General features: G+C 34.9%; 16 protein-coding genes. 10 read left to right on the plus strand and 6 right to left on the minus strand.

Annotation, left to right across the window (positions count from 1 at the left end):
- Position 1 precedes the first annotated feature (1 nt).
- From virB11 to EJB00_RS02355, 3 genes are all read left to right on the plus strand, one after another.
- Positions 2 to 994 (plus strand): P-type DNA transfer ATPase VirB11, encoded by a 993-nt coding sequence (virB11, locus tag EJB00_RS02345; protein ID WP_135352838.1) that lies wholly within the window; start codon positions 2 to 4, stop codon positions 992 to 994.
- 30 nt (positions 995 to 1024) lie between these two features.
- Complete coding sequence (locus EJB00_RS02350) at positions 1025 to 3043, plus strand: type IV secretory system conjugative DNA transfer family protein (protein ID WP_135352839.1); 2019 nt, start codon at positions 1025 to 1027, stop codon at positions 3041 to 3043.
- A 100-nt stretch (positions 3044 to 3143) separates the two neighbouring features.
- Positions 3144 to 3956 (plus strand): P44/Msp2 family outer membrane protein, encoded by an 813-nt coding sequence (locus EJB00_RS02355; protein WP_041581418.1) that lies wholly within the window; start codon positions 3144 to 3146, stop codon positions 3954 to 3956.
- A 185-nt stretch (positions 3957 to 4141) separates the two neighbouring features.
- Here the strand turns inward: EJB00_RS02355 and topA are convergent, their stop codons facing one another.
- Positions 4142 to 6592 (minus strand): type I DNA topoisomerase, encoded by a 2451-nt coding sequence (topA, locus tag EJB00_RS02360; protein ID WP_135352840.1) that lies wholly within the window; start codon positions 6590 to 6592, stop codon positions 4142 to 4144.
- A gap of 425 nt (positions 6593 to 7017) precedes the next feature.
- The gene (locus EJB00_RS06120; protein ID WP_158673912.1) at positions 7018 to 7182 is read right to left on the minus strand and encodes a hypothetical protein; all 165 of its coding nucleotides are present in this window, start codon (positions 7180 to 7182) and stop codon (positions 7018 to 7020) included.
- Positions 7183 to 7328: 146 nt separating this feature from the next.
- Between EJB00_RS06120 and EJB00_RS02370 the strand changes: the two genes are divergently transcribed.
- Positions 7329 to 8600: an MFS transporter gene (locus tag EJB00_RS02370; RefSeq protein WP_041581419.1), complete on the plus strand. Its 1272-nt coding sequence runs from the start codon at positions 7329 to 7331 to the stop codon at positions 8598 to 8600.
- A 66-nt stretch (positions 8601 to 8666) separates the two neighbouring features.
- On the plus strand, positions 8667 to 10010 hold the full coding sequence (gene radA, locus EJB00_RS02375) for a DNA repair protein RadA (RefSeq protein ID WP_135352842.1): 1344 nt from the start codon (positions 8667 to 8669) through the stop codon (positions 10008 to 10010).
- Between the two features lie 1014 nt (positions 10011 to 11024).
- On the opposite strand, the gene ftsY is transcribed toward radA, so the two are convergent.
- Positions 11025 to 11936: a signal recognition particle-docking protein FtsY gene (ftsY, locus tag EJB00_RS02380; RefSeq protein ID WP_015588559.1), complete on the minus strand. Its 912-nt coding sequence runs from the start codon at positions 11934 to 11936 to the stop codon at positions 11025 to 11027.
- A 175-nt stretch (positions 11937 to 12111) separates the two neighbouring features.
- Between ftsY and iscU the strand changes: the two genes are divergently transcribed.
- Genes iscU through EJB00_RS02400 form a run of 4 tightly spaced genes read left to right on the plus strand, consistent with a single transcriptional unit; the run spans position 12112 to position 15250 of the window.
- On the plus strand, positions 12112 to 12495 hold the full coding sequence (iscU, locus tag EJB00_RS02385) for a Fe-S cluster assembly scaffold IscU (RefSeq protein ID WP_006012607.1): 384 nt from the start codon (positions 12112 to 12114) through the stop codon (positions 12493 to 12495).
- A gap of 5 nt (positions 12496 to 12500) precedes the next feature.
- Entirely contained in the window at positions 12501 to 12887 is a 387-nt protein-coding gene (locus EJB00_RS02390) for a HesB/IscA family protein (protein ID WP_006012614.1), read from the plus strand.
- Positions 12880 to 13338 (plus strand): iron-sulfur cluster co-chaperone HscB C-terminal domain-containing protein, encoded by a 459-nt coding sequence (locus EJB00_RS02395; RefSeq protein WP_015588560.1) that lies wholly within the window; start codon positions 12880 to 12882, stop codon positions 13336 to 13338. Before EJB00_RS02390 ends, EJB00_RS02395 begins: the two co-directional genes overlap by 8 nt.
- A complete protein-coding gene (locus EJB00_RS02400; RefSeq protein ID WP_015588561.1) occupies positions 13316 to 15250 on the plus strand; it encodes an Hsp70 family protein in 1935 nt (644 codons plus the stop codon). The genes EJB00_RS02395 and EJB00_RS02400 overlap by 23 nt, the downstream gene beginning before the upstream one ends.
- Positions 15251 to 15253: 3 nt before the next feature.
- Here the strand turns inward: EJB00_RS02400 and lepB are convergent, their stop codons facing one another.
- Positions 15254 to 16039 carry a signal peptidase I gene (gene lepB / locus EJB00_RS02405; protein ID WP_135352843.1) on the minus strand — a complete coding sequence of 262 codons (786 nt, stop codon included), beginning with the start codon at positions 16037 to 16039 and terminating at the stop codon, positions 15254 to 15256.
- Positions 16040 to 16238: 199 nt separating this feature from the next.
- On the opposite strand from lepB, the gene EJB00_RS02410 reads away from it, so the two are divergent.
- The gene (locus tag EJB00_RS02410; protein WP_015588563.1) at positions 16239 to 16592 is read left to right on the plus strand and encodes a TrbC/VirB2 family protein; all 354 of its coding nucleotides are present in this window, start codon (positions 16239 to 16241) and stop codon (positions 16590 to 16592) included.
- Between the two features lie 5 nt (positions 16593 to 16597).
- Here the strand turns inward: EJB00_RS02410 and EJB00_RS02415 are convergent, their stop codons facing one another.
- Both EJB00_RS02415 and EJB00_RS02420 read right to left on the minus strand, forming a co-directional pair.
- Entirely contained in the window at positions 16598 to 17596 is a 999-nt protein-coding gene (locus EJB00_RS02415) for a pyruvate dehydrogenase complex E1 component subunit beta (RefSeq protein ID WP_135352844.1), read from the minus strand.
- A gap of 61 nt (positions 17597 to 17657) precedes the next feature.
- On the minus strand, positions 17658 to 19136 hold the full coding sequence (locus tag EJB00_RS02420) for an ankyrin repeat domain-containing protein (protein WP_015588565.1): 1479 nt from the start codon (positions 19134 to 19136) through the stop codon (positions 17658 to 17660).
- Positions 19137 to 19283 lie beyond the last annotated feature (147 nt).

The following is a 19283-nucleotide window of genomic DNA, read 5'->3' on the forward strand; positions in this document are numbered from 1 at the left end:
AATGAACTATGCTGCACTTGATACATACTTGGAGCCATTACAAGGGATATTTCAAGAAGAAGGTGTAAATGAAATATCAATAAATAAACCGAAGGAAGTATGGATTGAAAATCGCGGTGAAATAAGATGCGAAAAGTTAGAAATATTTGATCTTAATCATTTAAAATCTCTTAGCAGGTTGATTGCTCAAGCTACAGAACAAAAACTGAGCGAAGAGACACCGCTGCTTTCAGCTACATTACCAAATGGTTATCGTATACAGATAGTGTTTCCTCCAGCATGTGAGCCTGATAAAGTAGTCATTTCAATTCGTAAACCTTCTTCTATGCAATTGGCATTGGATGATTATGAAAAAATGGGGGCTTTTTCTGAAACTGTTATAGGAGTGACCGATAATCCAGTAGATCGTCACCTAGATTTGCTACTGAAACAAAAGAAAATAAAAGAGTTTTTAGAATATGCTGTAATAAATAAGAAAAATATTATAATTAGTGGTGGAACTTCCACTGGTAAAACCACTTTTACTAATGCTACTTTGCGTGCTATTCCATCTGAAGAAAGAATTATTACTGTTGAAGATGCAAGAGAGATAGTTTTGAATGATCATCCCAATAAAGTCCATTTAATTGCTTCTAAAGGAGGGCAAGGCAGGGCAAAAGTGACTACTCAAGATTTGATAGAGGCATGTTTACGTTTAAGACCAGATAGGATAATAGTTGGTGAATTACGTGGAGCAGAAGCTTTTAGTTTTCTTAGAGCAATAAACACTGGCCACCCAGGGTCAATATCAACTCTTCATGCGGATAGTCCGGCAATGGCTCTTGAGCAAATAAAACTTATGGTTATGCAAGCAAATCTTGGCATTCCCCCAGATCAGATCATACCATACATTAGAAATGTAATTGATATTGTTATTCAACTAAAAAGAATTTGTGGGGGTAGAAGAATCATTTCTGAGGTATTATTTACTAGATCTTCAAATGAAAATACTTAAATTTATACGTAAGTTAAGAAAAAGTAGTTTATGAGTAATGGAAATCATCTACGCAATATTCTCATAGGAGGTGTAGTATCTTTTAGCATACTTGAATTTTGTTTCTATTTGTCTGGTATATTATTCTACCTGTTTGTTGACGGTCCAGATGGTGTAGATTTTAGAGCAATTAATCCTAGCTTGACACCTTTTCCTCAAGCTCTCTGGCCTACAATTTTTGATCATATACAATATTGTTGGCATCATCCAGAGCTATATAGCTTTGAGCTCAAAATTAAATTAGTTGTATCTTCTGTACTGCCTCAAATTGTTTTGATGATTATTTTGTGGAATGTGAGAGAAAGACTAATTGAGTGGCGGCCATTTAAAAAGAAAGAATCACTTCATGGAGATTCACAGTGGGCATCAGAGAAAGACATACGAAAAGCGGGATTAAGAAGCAAAAAAGGTCTATTGCTTGGTAAAGATAAGAGAGGATATTTTATTGCTGATGGGTTTCAGCATGCATTGCTCTTTGCACCTACAGGCTCTGGTAAAGGTGTTGGTTTTGTAATTCCTAATTTGTTATTTTGGAATGATTCGGTAATTGTGCATGATATAAAATTAGAAAACTATGAAATAACAAGTGGTTGGCGAGAGCGACAAGGACAAAAAGTATATGTATGGAACCCAGCGCAGCCAGATGGGGTAAGCCATTGTTATAATCCACTGGAATGGATTAGTGAAAAACCTGGACAGATGGTTGACGATGTGCAAAAAATAGCTAGCCTCATCATGCCTGAACAAGATTTTTGGCAAAACGAAGCAAGAAGCTTATTTGTTGGGGTGGTACTATATTTACTTGCTGCACCAGAGAAAGTTAAATCTTTTGGTGAGGTTGTGCGTACGATGCGTAGCGATGACGTAGTTTACAATCTTGCTGTAGTTTTGGACACAATGGGTAAAATAATACATCCGGTAGCGTATATGAACATTGCAGCTTTTTTGCAAAAGGCTGACAAAGAAAGATCAGGTGTTGTGTCAACTATGAACTCGTCGCTTGAATTGTGGGCAAACCCATTGATCGATACTGCAACTGCATCAAGTGATTTTAATGTTTTGGATTTTAAAAGGAAGAAAACTACAGTTTATGTTGGTTTAACTCCTGATAACTTAACTAGGCTCAGGCCTTTAATGCAGGTTTTTTACCAACAGGCAACTGAGTTTTTATGTAGAAAATTGCCATCGGATGACGAGCCTTACGGCGTATTATTTTTAATGGATGAGTTTCCAACACTTGGAAAAATGGAGCAATTTCAAACGGGCATCGCATACTTTCGTGGCTATCGAGTAAGGTTATTTTTAATTGTTCAAGATACTGAACAGCTTAAAGGAATATATGAAGAAGCAGGAATGAACTCCTTTTTATCAAACTCAACCTATAGAATAACTTTTGCAGCCAATAATATTGAAACGGCTAATTTGATATCTCAGCTTATAGGAAACAAAACTGTACAACAAGAATCATTAAACAAACCTAAATTTTTAGACTTGAATCCTGCATCAAGATCATTGCATATCTCTGAAATACAGAGAGCATTGCTCTTACCTCAAGAAATTATTATGCTGCCACGTGATGATCAGATAATTTTGATAGAATCGACTTATCCAATTAAGTCAAAGAAAATTTTGTACTATAGTGATAGCACATTCACAAGAAGGCTGATTAAACCAACACGTGTGCCTACACAAGAGCCATATGATCCAAACAAGGTCTTTTCTGCTGCTAACAAAGATAAGATTAGTAATGAAGAAAAGAGTAATGCTATTGAAGCTGCTGATTATCCTGTTGAAGCTAAAACTGAAGATGCAATATATGATGAGCCAGAGATTGAAGATGGATTTGAAGACGAGGATATTGATGATAAGTTTGAAGGTGGTGATGGTTTTGATGATGAGGAAGAAGATGATGGGTTTGATGATGAAGATAGTAAGGATGAATTTGACGATGATGATGAATTTGAAGATGAGGACAAACTAGACGGCAATAAAATCGAGGATAGAGGTTAATTTTACCTATTTTTTAGCTTAGAAAATAATTAGTTTTTTCATATTAAATCATTTTTAATTAATTAGTACTAGATTAGCTATTTTAACTAGAGGAATAGTCATGATGAGTAAAAAAACATTAGCAGTTACAGCACTTGCTTTATTGTTGTCACAACAATCTTTTGCAAGTGAAACAGAAGGATTTTACTTTGGTGGTGGATATTACGGTCAATATTTGAACTTGGGTAAGTTGAAAGCAAAAATTGGAGATAAGGATGCTACAGATGATAATAGGGTATTTATAAATGACAGAAACACTGAAAGAACAGAACCTCAGCCAATAAGTGAGTATAAAGCAGATTATAGTCCACCTTTTGCTGCAAATATAGCATTTGGTTACACAGGAGAATTGGGTAATAATAGTTATAGAGCCGAATTAGAAGGAATATATTCTTCTATAAAAGTGAATAATATTGGTTTAGCAAACACTCAGATGAATATTAAGTATGAAAAAGAAAACAATAAATATGGTGTTACGATTAATCATGGCAAAATTGATAACATATCTGTAATGGCAAATGTTTATCATCATTGGAAAAATGATAGTTTCTCTTTTTCTCCTTACGTTGGTATTGGAGTTGGTGCAACAAGAATGACAATGTTTGAAGAATCGTCAATAAGACCTGCAGGTCAATTAAAGGCTGGCTTTGATTATCATATAAATGAAGATGTAAATATGCATATTGGATATAGAGGTTTTGGTGTTATTGGTAGCAGTGAATACAAACCGGAAACTTTAAAGTTGAATGCTAAAACAAAAAAAATGAATAAACAAATAGGTGAGAATAAAGTAACTGCTGCCATACAGAATAGCTTTTTTCACACACACGGTATAGAAGCTGGTCTTACTTTTCATTTTGCCAGCAAAGCTTAACTCTGATAGAGACTATTTTCCTGTTAGCACGTCTGCGTCACACGACTGTAGCTGCTAACCAGATGACAACTTTCTCGTTATCTGAATATTTTCTTTCTTGTAATTCAGGCTCTTTTTTTCTCAGTTCCAACGTGTAGCGCTGAAACAACAATAAAGAACATATAAAGAATGGTTATGCAAGAAGTCTACTTTTTATTCTTAATTAACTCTAAAGCCTTCTTCAGATCTATACTTTCAATATCTGCATTCTTGCCCAAAGCAACGTTTGTTTTACCGCATTTTATATAGAATCCGTACCTACCGTTGCAGATAAAAACTTCTTTTCCCTTTTCATTAAAACCAAGAGATTTTAGCTCTTTGCGTGGGCTGCTCTCAATAATTTGTATAGCTTCGTTTAATTGTGTGTCTAGTACCTCCTTAGAGCTTTTTTTAAGAGAAAAGTATCGACCATCATAGAGAATATAGTACCCAAATCGTCCAAGACCTATTTTTACTTCCTTTCCAGTTTCAGGGTGCTCTCCGATTATTTTCGGCAGGGAAAGTAATCGAGTGGCGGTATTGAGATCAATATCATTAACATTTATATCTTTTGGTACAGAAATCTTTTTTTTCTTTTTTGACTCACTATTAAACTCCAGATAAAGTCCAAAAGGACCTTTTTTGATCAGTACCTCTTGGCCTGTCACATCATCTATACCCAAACTTTTTGGATATTCTGAATTGTCATTACTGCCCGTAATTTCTTTTGTATGATTGCATGCAGGATAGTTAGAACATCCAAGAAACACACCGGCTTTTCCAAAATTTAATTTCAATATACCACCAGAGCAATTAGGACATTTTTTACCTATTTCTTCCTTTCCTTCCTCTGAGCAAAACCAATTGACTACCAAATCATGAATACCACTAAAAATCTCATCATGTGTCATTTGCTTAACAGAATTTACATGATTAAAAAATGGCACCCAAAAATAGCCTAGTTCTTTTTTCCAATCTGCATGTCCATTTGAGATTGAATCAAGCCTTTCTTCCATTTGTGCTGTAAAGTCATACTCTACACAACGCTGAAAAAAAGTTTCCAAAAATATAGTCACGATCTTACCGCGGCTGCTTGGAATAAATCTTTTGTTATCCAATGAAACATATTCACGATCTTGTAATACCGAAATAATTGTTGCATAAGTTGATGGGCGACCTATACCGACTTCTTCCATTTTTTTTACTATACTCGCTTCACTATAACGAGGTGGCGGTTGAGTAAAATGCTGTTTCGGATCAACAGAAATCAACTTGCACGCTTCCTCTTCCTTCATGGCAGGTAGCAGGCCTTCATTTTCGGCTTCCATGTTATCTTGATAGACTTTATAAAAACCATCAAAGAATATACTTGATCCACTTGCTCGCAGAATCACTTTCTGGTCAATAGAACTAATTTCAACTACCACTTGATCAAGAATCGCCGATTCCATTTGACTTGCAATGGTTCTTTTCCAGATTAAATCATACAATTTAAATTGCTCTGGCGTTAAGTAATCCTTAATACTACCCGGCGTTCTATTAATATCAGTTGGCCGGATTGCTTCATGTGCTTCTTGAGCATTTTTGACCTTTTTTACATATTTACGAGGAGACTGCGGTAAATATTTATCACCATATAATGACTTAATTGATCCCCTGATTGAGTTTATAGCCTCATCTGCAATATGAAACCCATCTGTACGCATGTAAGTTATCAATCCTACGGTTTCACCACCAATATTGATACCTTCATATAAATTTTGCGCTACTCGCATAACATTTTTCACATTAAAATACAGTTTATTCACTGCATCTTGCTGAAGACTTGAGGTGATAAATGGAGGAAGAGGGTTTCTCTTAACTTGCTTGCGTTCTACTGTGCTTACAGCATACTGCCTTGACTCGATCTCCCTGACTAAGTTCTTTGCCTCTTCTTCATTCTTAATATCAAATTTTTCTAGCTTTTTATTGTCATAGTGGCTTAGCATAGCAAAAAAAGCCTCATCTTTGCTATTTTGCATTTCTGCCTTTATGCTCCAATACTCCTGTGTTATAAACTTACTGATTTCATTTTCTCGTTCGCATATAAGCTTTAATGCAACAGACTGCACTCGCCCTGCAGATTTGCTTCCCGACAATTTTGTCCACAGCAGCGGTGATAAGCTAAATCCAACTAGATAATCCAAAGCTCTGCGTGCTTGTTGTGCACGCACTAAGTCCATATTAATTTCACGTGGATTTTTTATAGCTTCTTGCACTGCTCTTTTTGTTATTTCGTTAAAGACTACTCTATGAATGTTGCTTTCATCATTGATTGCTTTTCTTTCCTTTAGTGCCTCTATCACATTCCAAGCTATTGCTTCTCCTTCTCTGTCTGGATCTGTTGCAAGGTATATATCTGATGTTTTACTAGCTTCCTTGACTAACTCTTTTACATACTTTTCTGCTTTTTCAATAATCTCATACTTCATGGCAAAGTCATTATCAGGATCAACAGAACCATTCTTCGCTGGTAGATCTCTGACGTGGCCAAAGGATGCAGCCACTTTGAATTCTTTACTCAAATATTTACCTATCGTCTTTGCCTTTGCTGGCGACTCAACTATCAATAATGCCATAATTATTAGTACTTAAAGGTAATATGTTGAAATATATAGAATAAAAAGTAAAAAAATATTTTAATGGTCTTTCCAATTTTTCTAAGTAATTGTTTTAATGTTAGCAAAAAACCTAATGAAAGAGCCTACTTTACAAATTTTCCCAACTCCCTTACCATAAGGATAACGCTATACTATTTATCTTCGTCTGTGCAGATTAAATGACAAAAGCATAACGCAGTTGTCGTCTTATTTTTAATTTTTTGCACTATGTGCATCTTATTTCTTTACAAAACTTCCAGTTTTTTAACCATATAAGCTGAAACGGGCTGTTTAAGACAGGCCAATTTTCAGGAGTCACAACTAGCTAATAGGGGGTTTCTTTTGTCTTTTTTCTACTTGGTAAATTTCTTGATATTTGTAGCTAAAGTAATTTAAGAGAGGTGTCATCCCAGTGCTCCGACACTGGGATCCATTTTTCCATCATCAGAAACGTTGATTACTTTTATACTCGTAAATTTAACTGGATCCCAGTGTCGGAGCACTGGGATGACAAGAAAAGGAGTACTGGAATGATAAGAAGGACATTCCACCATGTCATTCCAGCGCATGACCAGATTTTCTTATTTGATCCCAGACTGGCTGATTATGCAAGTTCCAATTTTAATAATATTTACATATAAGCCATACGCTTGAGTTGCAAAGTTCTAAAAAGCAGCCAAAATAAAAATAAGTAGACATTTATAAATTAAACTAAGTGTACAATCAACAAACAAGAGTATTGATTGCAACAATACTCTGTAGAATCGCAATATGGTATGACCATATGCTCTTTATTGATCTGGTTAATATAATTAGTAGAGAATTTTGTTATGCAAAAGATATCTACTACAGCATATTGCAATTGTTTGGAATTGCAGGACTGGGTGCAATGGTAAGACCACTTGGTGCATCTGTATTTGGTCACATTGGTGATAGGTATGGAAGGAGAATGGCGTTAACGATTGCTATCTTGCTAATATCGATTCCTTCTAGTCTCGTTGCGTTTATTCCAAGTTATAGCAAAATAGGGATAATCTCTACTATGTTGCTTCTTACAATCCATCTGATACAAGGGGTTGCACTTGGCGCTGAGCAAGGAGGTAGCTCTGTTTATCTCATAGAGCATTTACCTAATAAGAAAAAACTAGGAATGTTTTTTGGAATAATAAGTTTTGGTCGCTCCATTGGCATATTGCTCTCTGTGGTTGCAGTGATCATTTGTAAAAAAACCACTGATTTTAACGCTTGGGGTTGGAGGCTGCCGTTTATTTTTTCAGCCATTTTAGGATTAATAAGCGCATATAGTATATATACACTAGGAGAAACTCCAGTGTATGAAAAAAATCGAGAACAAAGAAATTCACCTAATTTACCAATAATAGAGCTTATAAAACGCTATAAGAGAGCCCTGATACTTGCCATTTTAATATCTGTACCTGTTAATGTTGCTGTTGGATTTACCATATTTCTTAGAACAATTGCAAAAGAAATAGTGTCGGTTGAGACTTATGTCACAACGTATGTCAACGAAGTTGTACTCATTATAACCAGTATATTAATGCCGATATCTTCAATAGTGCTTGGAATTTTAGCTGATAAAACAGGAAGAGAACGTACTGCAATCTTATTTATAGTGATCACAACGGTAATATGTTGTCCTATGTTATCTATTGCATATTACTATAAAAGCTACCTCATAATTATGTTGAGTGTGATGGCTCTTTCTATAATCGAGAGGGGTATTAATCCTATAGGGATAGTTACTGCTGAGCTTTTTCCTACTAATGTTAGATTTAGTGGTGTTAGCTTATCACGCAACATCTCTTTTGCCTTGCATGGAGGATTTACTCCTATGATATGCACTTGGTTTACTATAATGTTTCCTAAAATAGACTTTGCTGCTGGGCTTTATGTAATTTTTTGCTTATTAGTCAGCTTAGTAGCAATATTGCAAATAAAACCACAAGATAAAAAGTGTGATTGGTAATTTTCTCTATTTAAATTTATTTCACTTATTTAGCTAATTTTTATTACAATTATAATTTTGGCTTTTATGAAAACTGCATACGTATGTCAATTCTGCGGTCATAGCACTGGAAGGTGGGTAGGAAGGTGTATTGCATGTGACAGTTGGGATACGGTTGTCGAAGAAATAGTACTAAAAACAGAAACGAGAAGTACATCTGCACCAATTTCAATAAAAGCGTTATCAGATAGTGAAATTATTACCCCCGATCGTTTTTTAACAGGAATAGAAGAGTTAGATAGAGTTTTTGGTGGAGGTATCGTTCAAGGTGCTAGCATTTTAATTGGTGGTGAACCTGGAATTGGAAAATCTACTCTTTTGCTTAGGATTGCAGCTAATGTTGTACAACTTTCCTCTTTTGAATGTCTTTATGTATCTGGTGAGGAATCTTTAGAGCAAGTGAGCCTCAGAGCAAAGCGTCTTAAGATAAATGAATCTAAAATTAAGCTTTTATCTACAGTATCTTTAACTGATGTAGTAGCAACAATAAGGAAAAATAAAAGTATTAAGTTCTTGACAATTGATTCTATACAAACTATGTATGATAGCAAAGTCACATCAGCACCAGGAACTGTAACTCAAGTCCGCACCTGCGCTCATGAATTGACTGTTCTTGCAAAGCAATATGGTGTTTCTCTCTTAATAGTTGGCCATATAACGAAAGATGGACAAATAGCGGGACCTAAAACCCTGGAGCATATGGTAGATACAGTACTATATTTTGAGGGTGAAAATAGTAATCAATATCGCATTTTACGTACTATTAAAAATAGATTTGGCCCTGCAAATGAAATTGGTGTTTTTGAGATGTCTAAAGCAGGACTCATGCCTGTTGATAATCCATCATCATTATTCTTGACCGTACATGATAGAGAAGTAGTTGGCAGCGCCGTATTTGCAGGAGTTGAAGGCTCAAGACCAATCTTAATGGAAGTGCAAGCATTAATAGCAAGGACTAATATGGCAACTCCAAGAAGAGCAGTAGTTGGTTGGGATATTAATAGATTAGCTATGATAATCGCGGTTCTAAGTGCTCGTTGTAAAATGTTTTTGCATGATAAAGAAGTATACCTAAACATTGCAGGAGGACTCAAAATACAGGAACCATCAGCTGATCTTGCTGTTGCTGCTTCCCTTATTTCAAGTTTAGTAAATTTACCGCTACCAACTTCTTCAATAATCTGCGGTGAAGTTGCACTTTCAGGAGAAATTAGGAATGTTTCGCATGCTGATCTCAGGCTAAGGGAAGCACAAAAATTAGGATTTAAAAAAGCGATTATGCCTAAAAATGGCAATTATTCTTCTCATGATATTGAGATAATTAAGCTTGGTCATATAAAAGAGTTAAAAGAGATCTTCAATCACAGTTAAATATTATCTGCATGAACATTTTGCTTGCGAGAAGGATGTCTTCCATAATGTCATTCAAGTAGCTGACATAGGCTTCTTTTTTTCTGGATTCCAGTGTCAAGCACTGGAATGACACCATCATACCTGTTGGAGTATGTATGTAGCCTTATCTCACACTCCTGTCATGCCAGTGCCCAGACACTGGCATCCAGTCTTTTCGTCATCAAAAACATTGTAAAGTGTTTAGCTGGATTCCAGTTTCACGCACTGACCATTTGCTGTTTTTACTCATAACTACCTTGTCTGAACGAATACGAAAATAAGTAGCTAATTATCGCATAAAAAAAAGAAGATGTAGAATATCTTTTTTTTTGTTATTAAAGATACATTAAATCTTGATTGTGTATTTCCTCTGCCATAAGCAATAATTTTTCGCTCTCATCATAGAGACTTTTTGCGCTAGCTGCTAATTTCTCACTAATTTGTGGTAGACATTGTCATAATATACTCCTTAAATTTTTAAAATATATTTATGTTGGTATACAAGTATCAATATTACATTAATATAATAACTTTTTAGGCATGAGTGACAAGCTGAAGTGGTTTTTAATTACTCAAAAAACAGAAACGTTTCTATTTCCTACACTTTCTAAAACCATAGGTACCAGTTGGTTTTTAGCTAAAGTAAAGGTCAAGTATCTGGAATTCTGAACATAAAATCCTCCTGTGTAAAAAAGAGTTAGAAAAAAAATGCAGTGCACATACGACAGATATACACTGAAGAATACATTTTTTAATAAGTTTGATTAAAAAGTCTGCAGACTAAAGATAGATTTTGAGCTCTTAAAATATCTCTATTTGTAATTATAATGAGATTGAAAATATGCGGAAGTGATTTTTATACGTTAGCTATCTATGACGATTCACCCAACCCAATAATCACTTGCAACCAGCGTCACATGCTGGAATGACAACATCTAAAAACGGCTTCTCATGATAATTAAGCTTAGTCATATGAGAAAATTAAAGAGATCTTCAATCACATTTAAACAGCGCTTCAGCAAACTCTTTGCCAGTAAATTCCCTCAGGTCTTCTATACTTTCACCAATTCCTATAGCGTGTAATTTCACCTTATAAGCTTCTGCAAGCCCAATCACTACTCCACCTTTTGCAGTACCATCTAGCTTTGTTACAATTAACCCGGTAACACCAACCATTTTACTAAAGGCCTCTAATTGGCTATAAGCATTTTGACCGGTAGTTGCATCAAGAACTAAAATAACATCATGAGGAGCAGTATCATCCAATTTCTTTATTGTTCTATGTATTTTTGACAGCTCTTGCATGAGATTTACATTGTTTTGTAGCCTTCCTGCTGTATCAATCAAAACAACATCAACGCTATCTTTTATCGCTTGATTTACAGCTCTATATGCCACACTTGCAGAATCGCTACCGTGCTCTCCAGTGACAATAGAGCAATCAGAACGTTCTGCCCAAATATTTAATTGCTCACTCGCAGCAGCTCTAAATGTATCGCATGCAACAAGCATAACGGATTTTCCCATCTCCTTATATTTATATGCGAGCTTGCCTATGGTTGTGGTTTTTCCATTACCATTCACTCCGCACACCATTATTATGTGTGGTTTTTTATTCAAAATGAGCGGCTGCACAACAGGGTTTAATATCGCTTCTATTTCGTTCATTAACTGCTGTGTGATAACGTTGTGCTCAACTTCTGATTCAAATTTGATACTTGCGAGCTTATCAATAAGCAGTCTAGAAGTTTTATGACCTATATCCATGCTAATCAGCAGCTCTTCCAGCTCATCTAAAAGCGACTGATCTAGTTTTTTTTTACCAGAAAAAATATTTTTTACTCCATCACTAAAACGAGAGGAGGTTTTTAATAGTCCTTGATAAAGATTACTGAATAAACTCAAGAAATACTCCTTCTAAAATTACCATATAAAGAATGACATGCACTATATGTATTTGTAAAGTAAATACACTTGTAACCATATATTTTGTGAGTAAAATGTACCGCTTGCTAGTGTATTTTACTTTAGTTTTTAACCTAAATATGTTATAATGTAAGTAATGGTTTACGGGTAATCTATGAGTTATAATGAGAAAATTTTAGATCATTACGAAAATCCAAGGAATGTTGGTTCTCTGGATAAAAATGATCCAAATGTTGGTACTGGTCTAGTTGGTGCACCATCATGCGGAGATGTAATGAAACTGCAAATAAAGGTCAACGATAAAGGTGTTATTGAAGACGCAAAATTTAAAACTTTTGGTTGTGGTTCTGCTATAGCTTCAAGTTCTTTGCTTACAGAAATGATCAAAGGAAAAACTATTGAGGATGTAACAAAGATAAAGAATACTCAAATAGTAGAAGAATTGTCTTTGCCGCCAGTAAAGATACACTGTTCAGTACTTGCTGAGGATGCTATAAAAGCTGCTATTCATGATTATCAAAATAAACAAAAACATTGAGGAATATGAGTGAATTTCAAGGAGTAAATTCTGTTAAAAAACCTATCACTCTAACTGCAAATGCAGTAGAGAGGGTAAGGTTTTTATTGGACAAAAAGAAGCATGCTAACCTTGAAGAAGCAATAGGAATAAGAGTTCTAATTAAGCAAAAAGGATGCTCTGGTTTAAAATATGATATTGAATATGCATATGATGTTCGTCCTTTGGAGTCGGTAATTGAAGAAAGCTGCAGTGATGATCAAAAAGTCAAGGTGCTGATCGATCCAAAATCTATCATGTTTATCCTTGGCTCTGAAATGGATTATGTAGAGGAAAAATTCTCATCAGGTTTTATTTTCAAAAATCCTAATGAGAAAGGAAAATGTGGTTGTGGAGAGAGTTTTCATGTCTAGCAACCATTTCACATTATTTGGAATTGAACCGGCTTTTAACATCAGCTTTGATGAGCTGGAGAAAAAATATATTGAGCTAAGCAAAACTGATATAAATGAAAGAGAGTCCAAAAATATGGAAAATATCAACAAAGCTTATCAGGTACTGAATTCACCGCTGAAGCGTGCCGAACATTTGTTGGATCTTTTTGACGTACAAAGCAAAAAAGAGCATCTTGATCCTGAAATATTAAATGAATCAATGGAAATAAGAGAATACTTTCTAGACTGCGATGATTTACAATTTGCAAGTAGGATGATTGATGAAAAGGTAAAAGATTGTACTAAAAACCTAATTAATGCTTTTGCTACAAAAAATTTTGATGAAGCTGCTACGCAAGTTTTTAGATTGAGATATTTATATAAGTCATTTGAGGAGATGAAGGAAAATGCAGCCAGTTCAAATTTCTGAACCAAGTTCAAATGAGGTAGTTTTTGGTATAGATCTTGGAACTACTAACTCTTTAATTGCCATGGTGAATAAAGCTGGCAATGTAGAAATATTTAAAGATGAGCAAGGTCGTGAACTATTACCTTCTGTCATTTCATATGAAAAGGATGTACTAAAAGTAGGCTACGATGTTGGCGAAAACGCTATCTGCTCTATAAAACGCTTAATGGGTAAAAGTGTTAAAGACTTGCATAAAGAAGGCGTTAATTTTGAAATAGATAACGAAAGTGAAAAAGTTATTAGGGTAAAATGCGCAGAGGAGAAGTATCTTACTCCTGTTGAGATTTCTGCTGAGATATTAAAAGCTTTATGCGAGAGGGTAAAAAAATCCACAGGGATAAAAGTGAAAAAAGCAGTAATTACTGTGCCAGCTTACTTTGACGATTCAGCACGTAACGCAACCAAATATGCAGCAAAATTAGCTGGCATAGATGTTCTTCGCCTCATTAATGAACCAACCGCTGCAGCACTTTCTTACTCCATTGAAAAGAACAATAACAGTGGCATATATGCAGTTTATGACCTCGGTGGTGGAACATTTGACATTTCAATATTAAAATTACATCAAGGAGTGTTTCAAGTTCTTGCAGTTGGTGGTGATACTAAACTTGGTGGTGATGATTTTGATCATCTACTTAGTTTAATCGTGCTTGATAAGTATAGAAAAGAGGTATCAAGTGCAGAAGAGATGCTTAACACCCAGCTGCACGAATGTTGTACCAAGAAAGATGTCATCCCAGTGCCCCGACACTGGGATCCAGAAAATTTAATTGCAAATGAGCACACCTTGCAACCGCGTAATAAGAGCTGGATTCCAGTGTCAAGCACTGGAATGACACCATCTGATACAACTACCTACAAATTACAACATTCATACACTAAAACTGGTATCTGCAATATACGTGCTATAAAAGAGTACCTAAGTGAAGATACCTCTGGCACTTTTGAATTCAATATTAATGGTGAATTATTTGAATGTGAAATTACCAAAGAAGAATTCGAGCAAGCAATCAGTCCTTTAGTTAATAAGACTATAAATATAGTTACTCGTACTATAAGCAATATAGATCTTAAAATCGATGATATAAAAGGGGTAATTTTAGTTGGTGGCGCAACTAGAGTGCCATTAGTGCAAAATTCACTAATCAAACTCTTTGGCAATAAAGTGCTGAATGATGTGGATCCGGACAAAGCAGTTGCCAATGGGGCAGCTTTGCAGGCTCATTATTTAACTTCAAACTCAAAAGATAGGAATATTCTACTTGATGTGCTGCCTTTATCACTTGGCATAGAAACTATGGGGGGAATAGTTGAAAAAATTATACCAAGAAATACACCACTACCAGTTTCAGAAATAAAAGAGTTTACAACTTACGCTAACGGGCAAACAGCAATGAAAATTCACGTTTGTCAAGGAGAACGTGAAATGATAAAAGATAATAAATCTCTAGCACGATTTGAACTCAAAGGTATACCACAATTGCCTGCAGGTTTTGCAAAAGTTGAAATAGGATTTACAGTTAGCATTGATGGAATATTGACTGTCACTGCAAGAGAAAAAACTACTGGAGTCGAACAGACAGTTGAAATAAAGTCAAGCTCTGGCTTAAGTGAAGAAGATATTCAAGATATGGTTAATCAATCAGTAACCAACTTTGACGAAGATATGAAGGCTCGTTCCCTTGCAGAGGCTAAAATTCACGTTAACAAGCTCATACATCTAGTTGAAAATGTTTCCATTGAGCAAAAGTTGAAAATTTTATTACAGAACGCAAAGGAAGCTTTACAGGGAAATGACTTAGACAACATTAATAATGCTATCGCTGAGTTAGAAAATTCTGCTTTAGAATTATGCGAATCAGCAAACAGATAGAGTTTACACAACTTTGTGCAATACCCTGTCGAATCTCAGAGCAGTAGGTAACCTAAAATCAAACGGCAACCAATCAACTTTGCCTAATTTAAACGATAAACCAACCATGCTTACGCGTCCAACTATATTTTCAGTTGGTATTAACCCAATTTCAGAAAACCTGCTATCAAAAGAATTATTTCTATTGTCTCCCATAACAAAAAATTGATCATCAGGCACATAATAAACTGGAGTATTGTATGATAACTTATTAGAAACATTATCTATTAGAATTTCATGCTCCTTGCCGCTCGGGAGTGTTTCGATGTATCTTGCTATATTACGCTTTGACTCATAATCAAAAAAATTTTCAATTTGTCTTCGCTTTACTTTCTGATCATTTAAATATAACTCCCCCTCTATCATTTGCACTTTATCGCCCGGTATTCCTATTACCCGCTTAACAAATCTAATGCTGTCATTTCTTGTAGGCTTGAAAACTATTATATCACCACGCTCCGGAGGGGTGTAAAAGATTCTACCGCTAAAGATGTTTGGAGAAAATGGAAAAGAGTGTTTACTATAACCATATGAATATTTACTAGTAAAAATATAATCTCCCTCAAGTAGAGTGCTTTTCATTGAACCAGAAGGAATATGAAATGGCTCAAATAAAAAACTACGTATTGATAGCGCAATTAGTAGCAAAAAAAACAGTGAAGATAAAAACTTTCTCGTTCTTGCTATCCGGTTCTCTCTCAATTCTTTCAATTTTATTTTCTTTATAAATTTAAGCTTATCATAACACATAAAAGTGGTAATGTGAAATTTTACTCATAGGTGTTATTGCTCTTTTTCAAAAGTCGAAATAAGCTCTCAAGTAATTGAAAGTGATTGACAACCAATAGACATCATTTGCTATGCAATATTGTATAAATCACAATGCTAGTTTTACTGAAAATTATACTATTTTAGATATAATTATAATATTTAAACTTAAGGTATAAGGATGAATCCTACAATTAGAAAGGTTTTTTGTATTCTGCTTATAGTATTATTTATTTCTTTTTCTCATGTTGGAAGTGCTGCTGGATCTAATGAAGATACAACTGCTCAAGTAATATGTAATATTATTGGCTACGTTTGGGGAATAGGTGGACCGCTTATGACCGTAGTGATAATAGGAGCAGCTTTACTTGCAATATTTGGTAGAATGCCGTGGCCTGCTCTTTTTGCTCTTGGTGTATTTTGTGCTGTATTTTTCGGTGCTAAAACTATTGTTATAAAAGTAATGGGTGGTATAAACTCTACAGATACTTCTTTTTTGGAAAAGTGTGGAGCAGGAGATAAAAAAGGGAATTAATAGTGCTATTTCTTTCTAAAGCAGACTTGATGCACAGCTTCGACTATATCTTCTACTTGCGGTAATGCTTTCTTTTCTAGATTTGCAGCATAAGGCAAGGGAATGTCCTTGCCGGTTACACGTGCAACCGGAGCATCAAGATAGTCAAATCCTTGTTCCATAACCATGGCTGAGAGTTCTGCTCCTATTCCTGCAAATGGCCAACCCTCTTCTATGCTTACTAATCTATTGGTCTTCTTAATAGAGTTAATAACTGTTTCAGTGTCAAGTGGTCTTAAGGTTCTGAGGTCGATAACTTCAGCTTCTATTCCTTCACTAGAGAGTAAATCTGCTGCATTTAACGCATCCATTAGTTTCAATGAAAAAGCAGTGATAGTTACATCTTTTCCTTCCCGTATAACAGCAGCTTTGCCTATCTCAAGTAGATAATCTTTATTTGATAGCTCAGAATCAGGAATCTCATGTTCATGCCCATAAGCAATCTCGTTTTCTAGAAATATTACTGGATTAGGATCACGAATTGCAGCTTTAAGCAGACCTCTGCAATCAGAGGCAAAGTAAGGTGCTATTACTTTCAAACCTGGAACATGCGAATACCAAGATGCAAAGCACTGAGAATGTTGTGCGGCAACTCTTGCTGCAGCTCCATTTGGTCCACGAAACACTATAGGGCATCCAAGTTGTCCACCTGACATATAATTTGTTTTTGTTGCGGAATTCACAATTTGGTCAATAGCTTGCATAGAAAAATTAAAAGTCATAAACTCAACAATAGGTTTGAGCCCAGCAAACGCTGCTCCAACAGCAAGACCAGCAAATCCATGTTCGGTAATAGGTGTATCAACTACCCTATTTTCTCCGAACTCTTTCAGTAATCCTTTTGTTACTTTATAAGCACCATCATACTCTGCAACTTCTTCACCCATGATAAATACATCAGGGTCATTTTGCATTTCTTCTCTGATTGCCGTGCATAACGCTTCTCTTACACTTAAGCTTGCCATTTGTAAATCTGTAGATTTCAACTGAAATAACTATATCAAAATTACCAGGAAGTGCACAAGTTTAAGTTTTACAAACATCATGTTGCATCAAGCCTTGAATACTTACTTCTTTTAATTCACTAGGTTTCGTTGATATTACATATGTAACTCCACTGACTATTAATGAAGACATTACAGAAGTTGCAATCATCAATAGAATTGGTAATTGGAAAGCTATACTAAAGGCAACACCTACTGTCAACATGGTTACAAAATTTACAGAAGCAATTTTTAAGAAAGACAGTTGTCCTTTTTCTGTTTTTTCTAGTAATACTTTATTTGCTTTGGTTTTGCTTAATTCACTATTAAGTGTTGTATTCTCGTTTTCCAGATCTTTTATTTTTTGCTTTAGTGATTGATTCTCTTTGTTGAGCTTGCTAAGTTCTTCCAACTTAATCTTATGTTCATTTAAATCATTAGAGTGCTGACCTTTTATTTTTTCTAATTCACTATTAAGAGTTGTATTTTTACTTTTTAGATCTTGTATTTGTTGTTTTAGTGATTGATTCTCTTCACTGAGCTTATCAAGTATTTCTAACCGAGTCTCATGTCCAGCTACGTCACTCTTTAATTTTTCTAGTTCTTTCTCAACATGTTTTAATTCTTTACCTGGCTTTTCTAACTTCCGAATTTGTCTATCTTGCAACTGAATTTGAGGTTGCAGACTTTCTAAAATTTGGTCATTAACTTCATTAGCTGCTCCGTCGTTATTTATTTCAGAGCAGAAAGAAGTATCAAATGTAGCCTCAGACTCTAGACCGCTGTCGTCACTACTAACACTTTCACCAATAGGAGTCTGTTTACCACTATATGTAACACTTCCTCTTTGCGTTGACTCAAATTTTTCTACCATATTCTTAACACCAGCATGTAAGTATTGCTCACTTACTATACTGTCACTACTTCCACACGTAATGGGAGTCTGTTTACCACTACGTATGGTATTGTATTGTTCCACAGAATTTATAACATCTGCTGATGTATCAGTTTTTTTCTCATGCTTTGTATAAAAATTTTGTTCTGCTTCCTCTAACATTTGTACTATTGCTTCCTTATTTTCTGTATTACCTACCACCTCCCTTGGAGTCTTATTTTTACTTTTTAATGAAGGATTCACTCGATCATCACTTAGTAATTGTTTTACCATGCTTTCATGTCCACAAGAAGTAGCAATATGCAAAGCAGTTAGCCCATCATTTTTAGAACCATCTTTTACTCGAGCGTTAACACTTGCTTTCTTTTTTAGTAAGAGTTCCACTATTAACATATTGTTGCATGCTGTAGCAAGATGTAACAACGTCCAATCTTCTGCAGCTTCTTCTGAAATTTTTATACTAAATTGGTGTTCTTTACTAAAATTTTTACTAAACTTGTTGTACTCTCCTGCATCTTTTCCTTTTAACTCATTCTTTATTCTTTCAAGTAAATTATCTTCATCCAAATCGCTACTTTCACTTACCTCATTTATTATTTCAAAAAACTTCTCCTTCTCTATTGCCATAACCTTTCCCTCTAAATTTATTTTTATCGCTGCATAATCTCACAAAAAAGTTAAATTTATCAATATTCTGTATTTTATATAAAATAAAATTTGCTGTTTCCAAAAATTGGTAAGCATGTTTTTGATGAGATTGTAGAAAACATACTT

It is taken from the genome of Wolbachia endosymbiont of Drosophila mauritiana, from assembly GCF_004795975.1.
Lineage (GTDB): Bacteria > Pseudomonadota > Alphaproteobacteria > Rickettsiales > Anaplasmataceae > Wolbachia.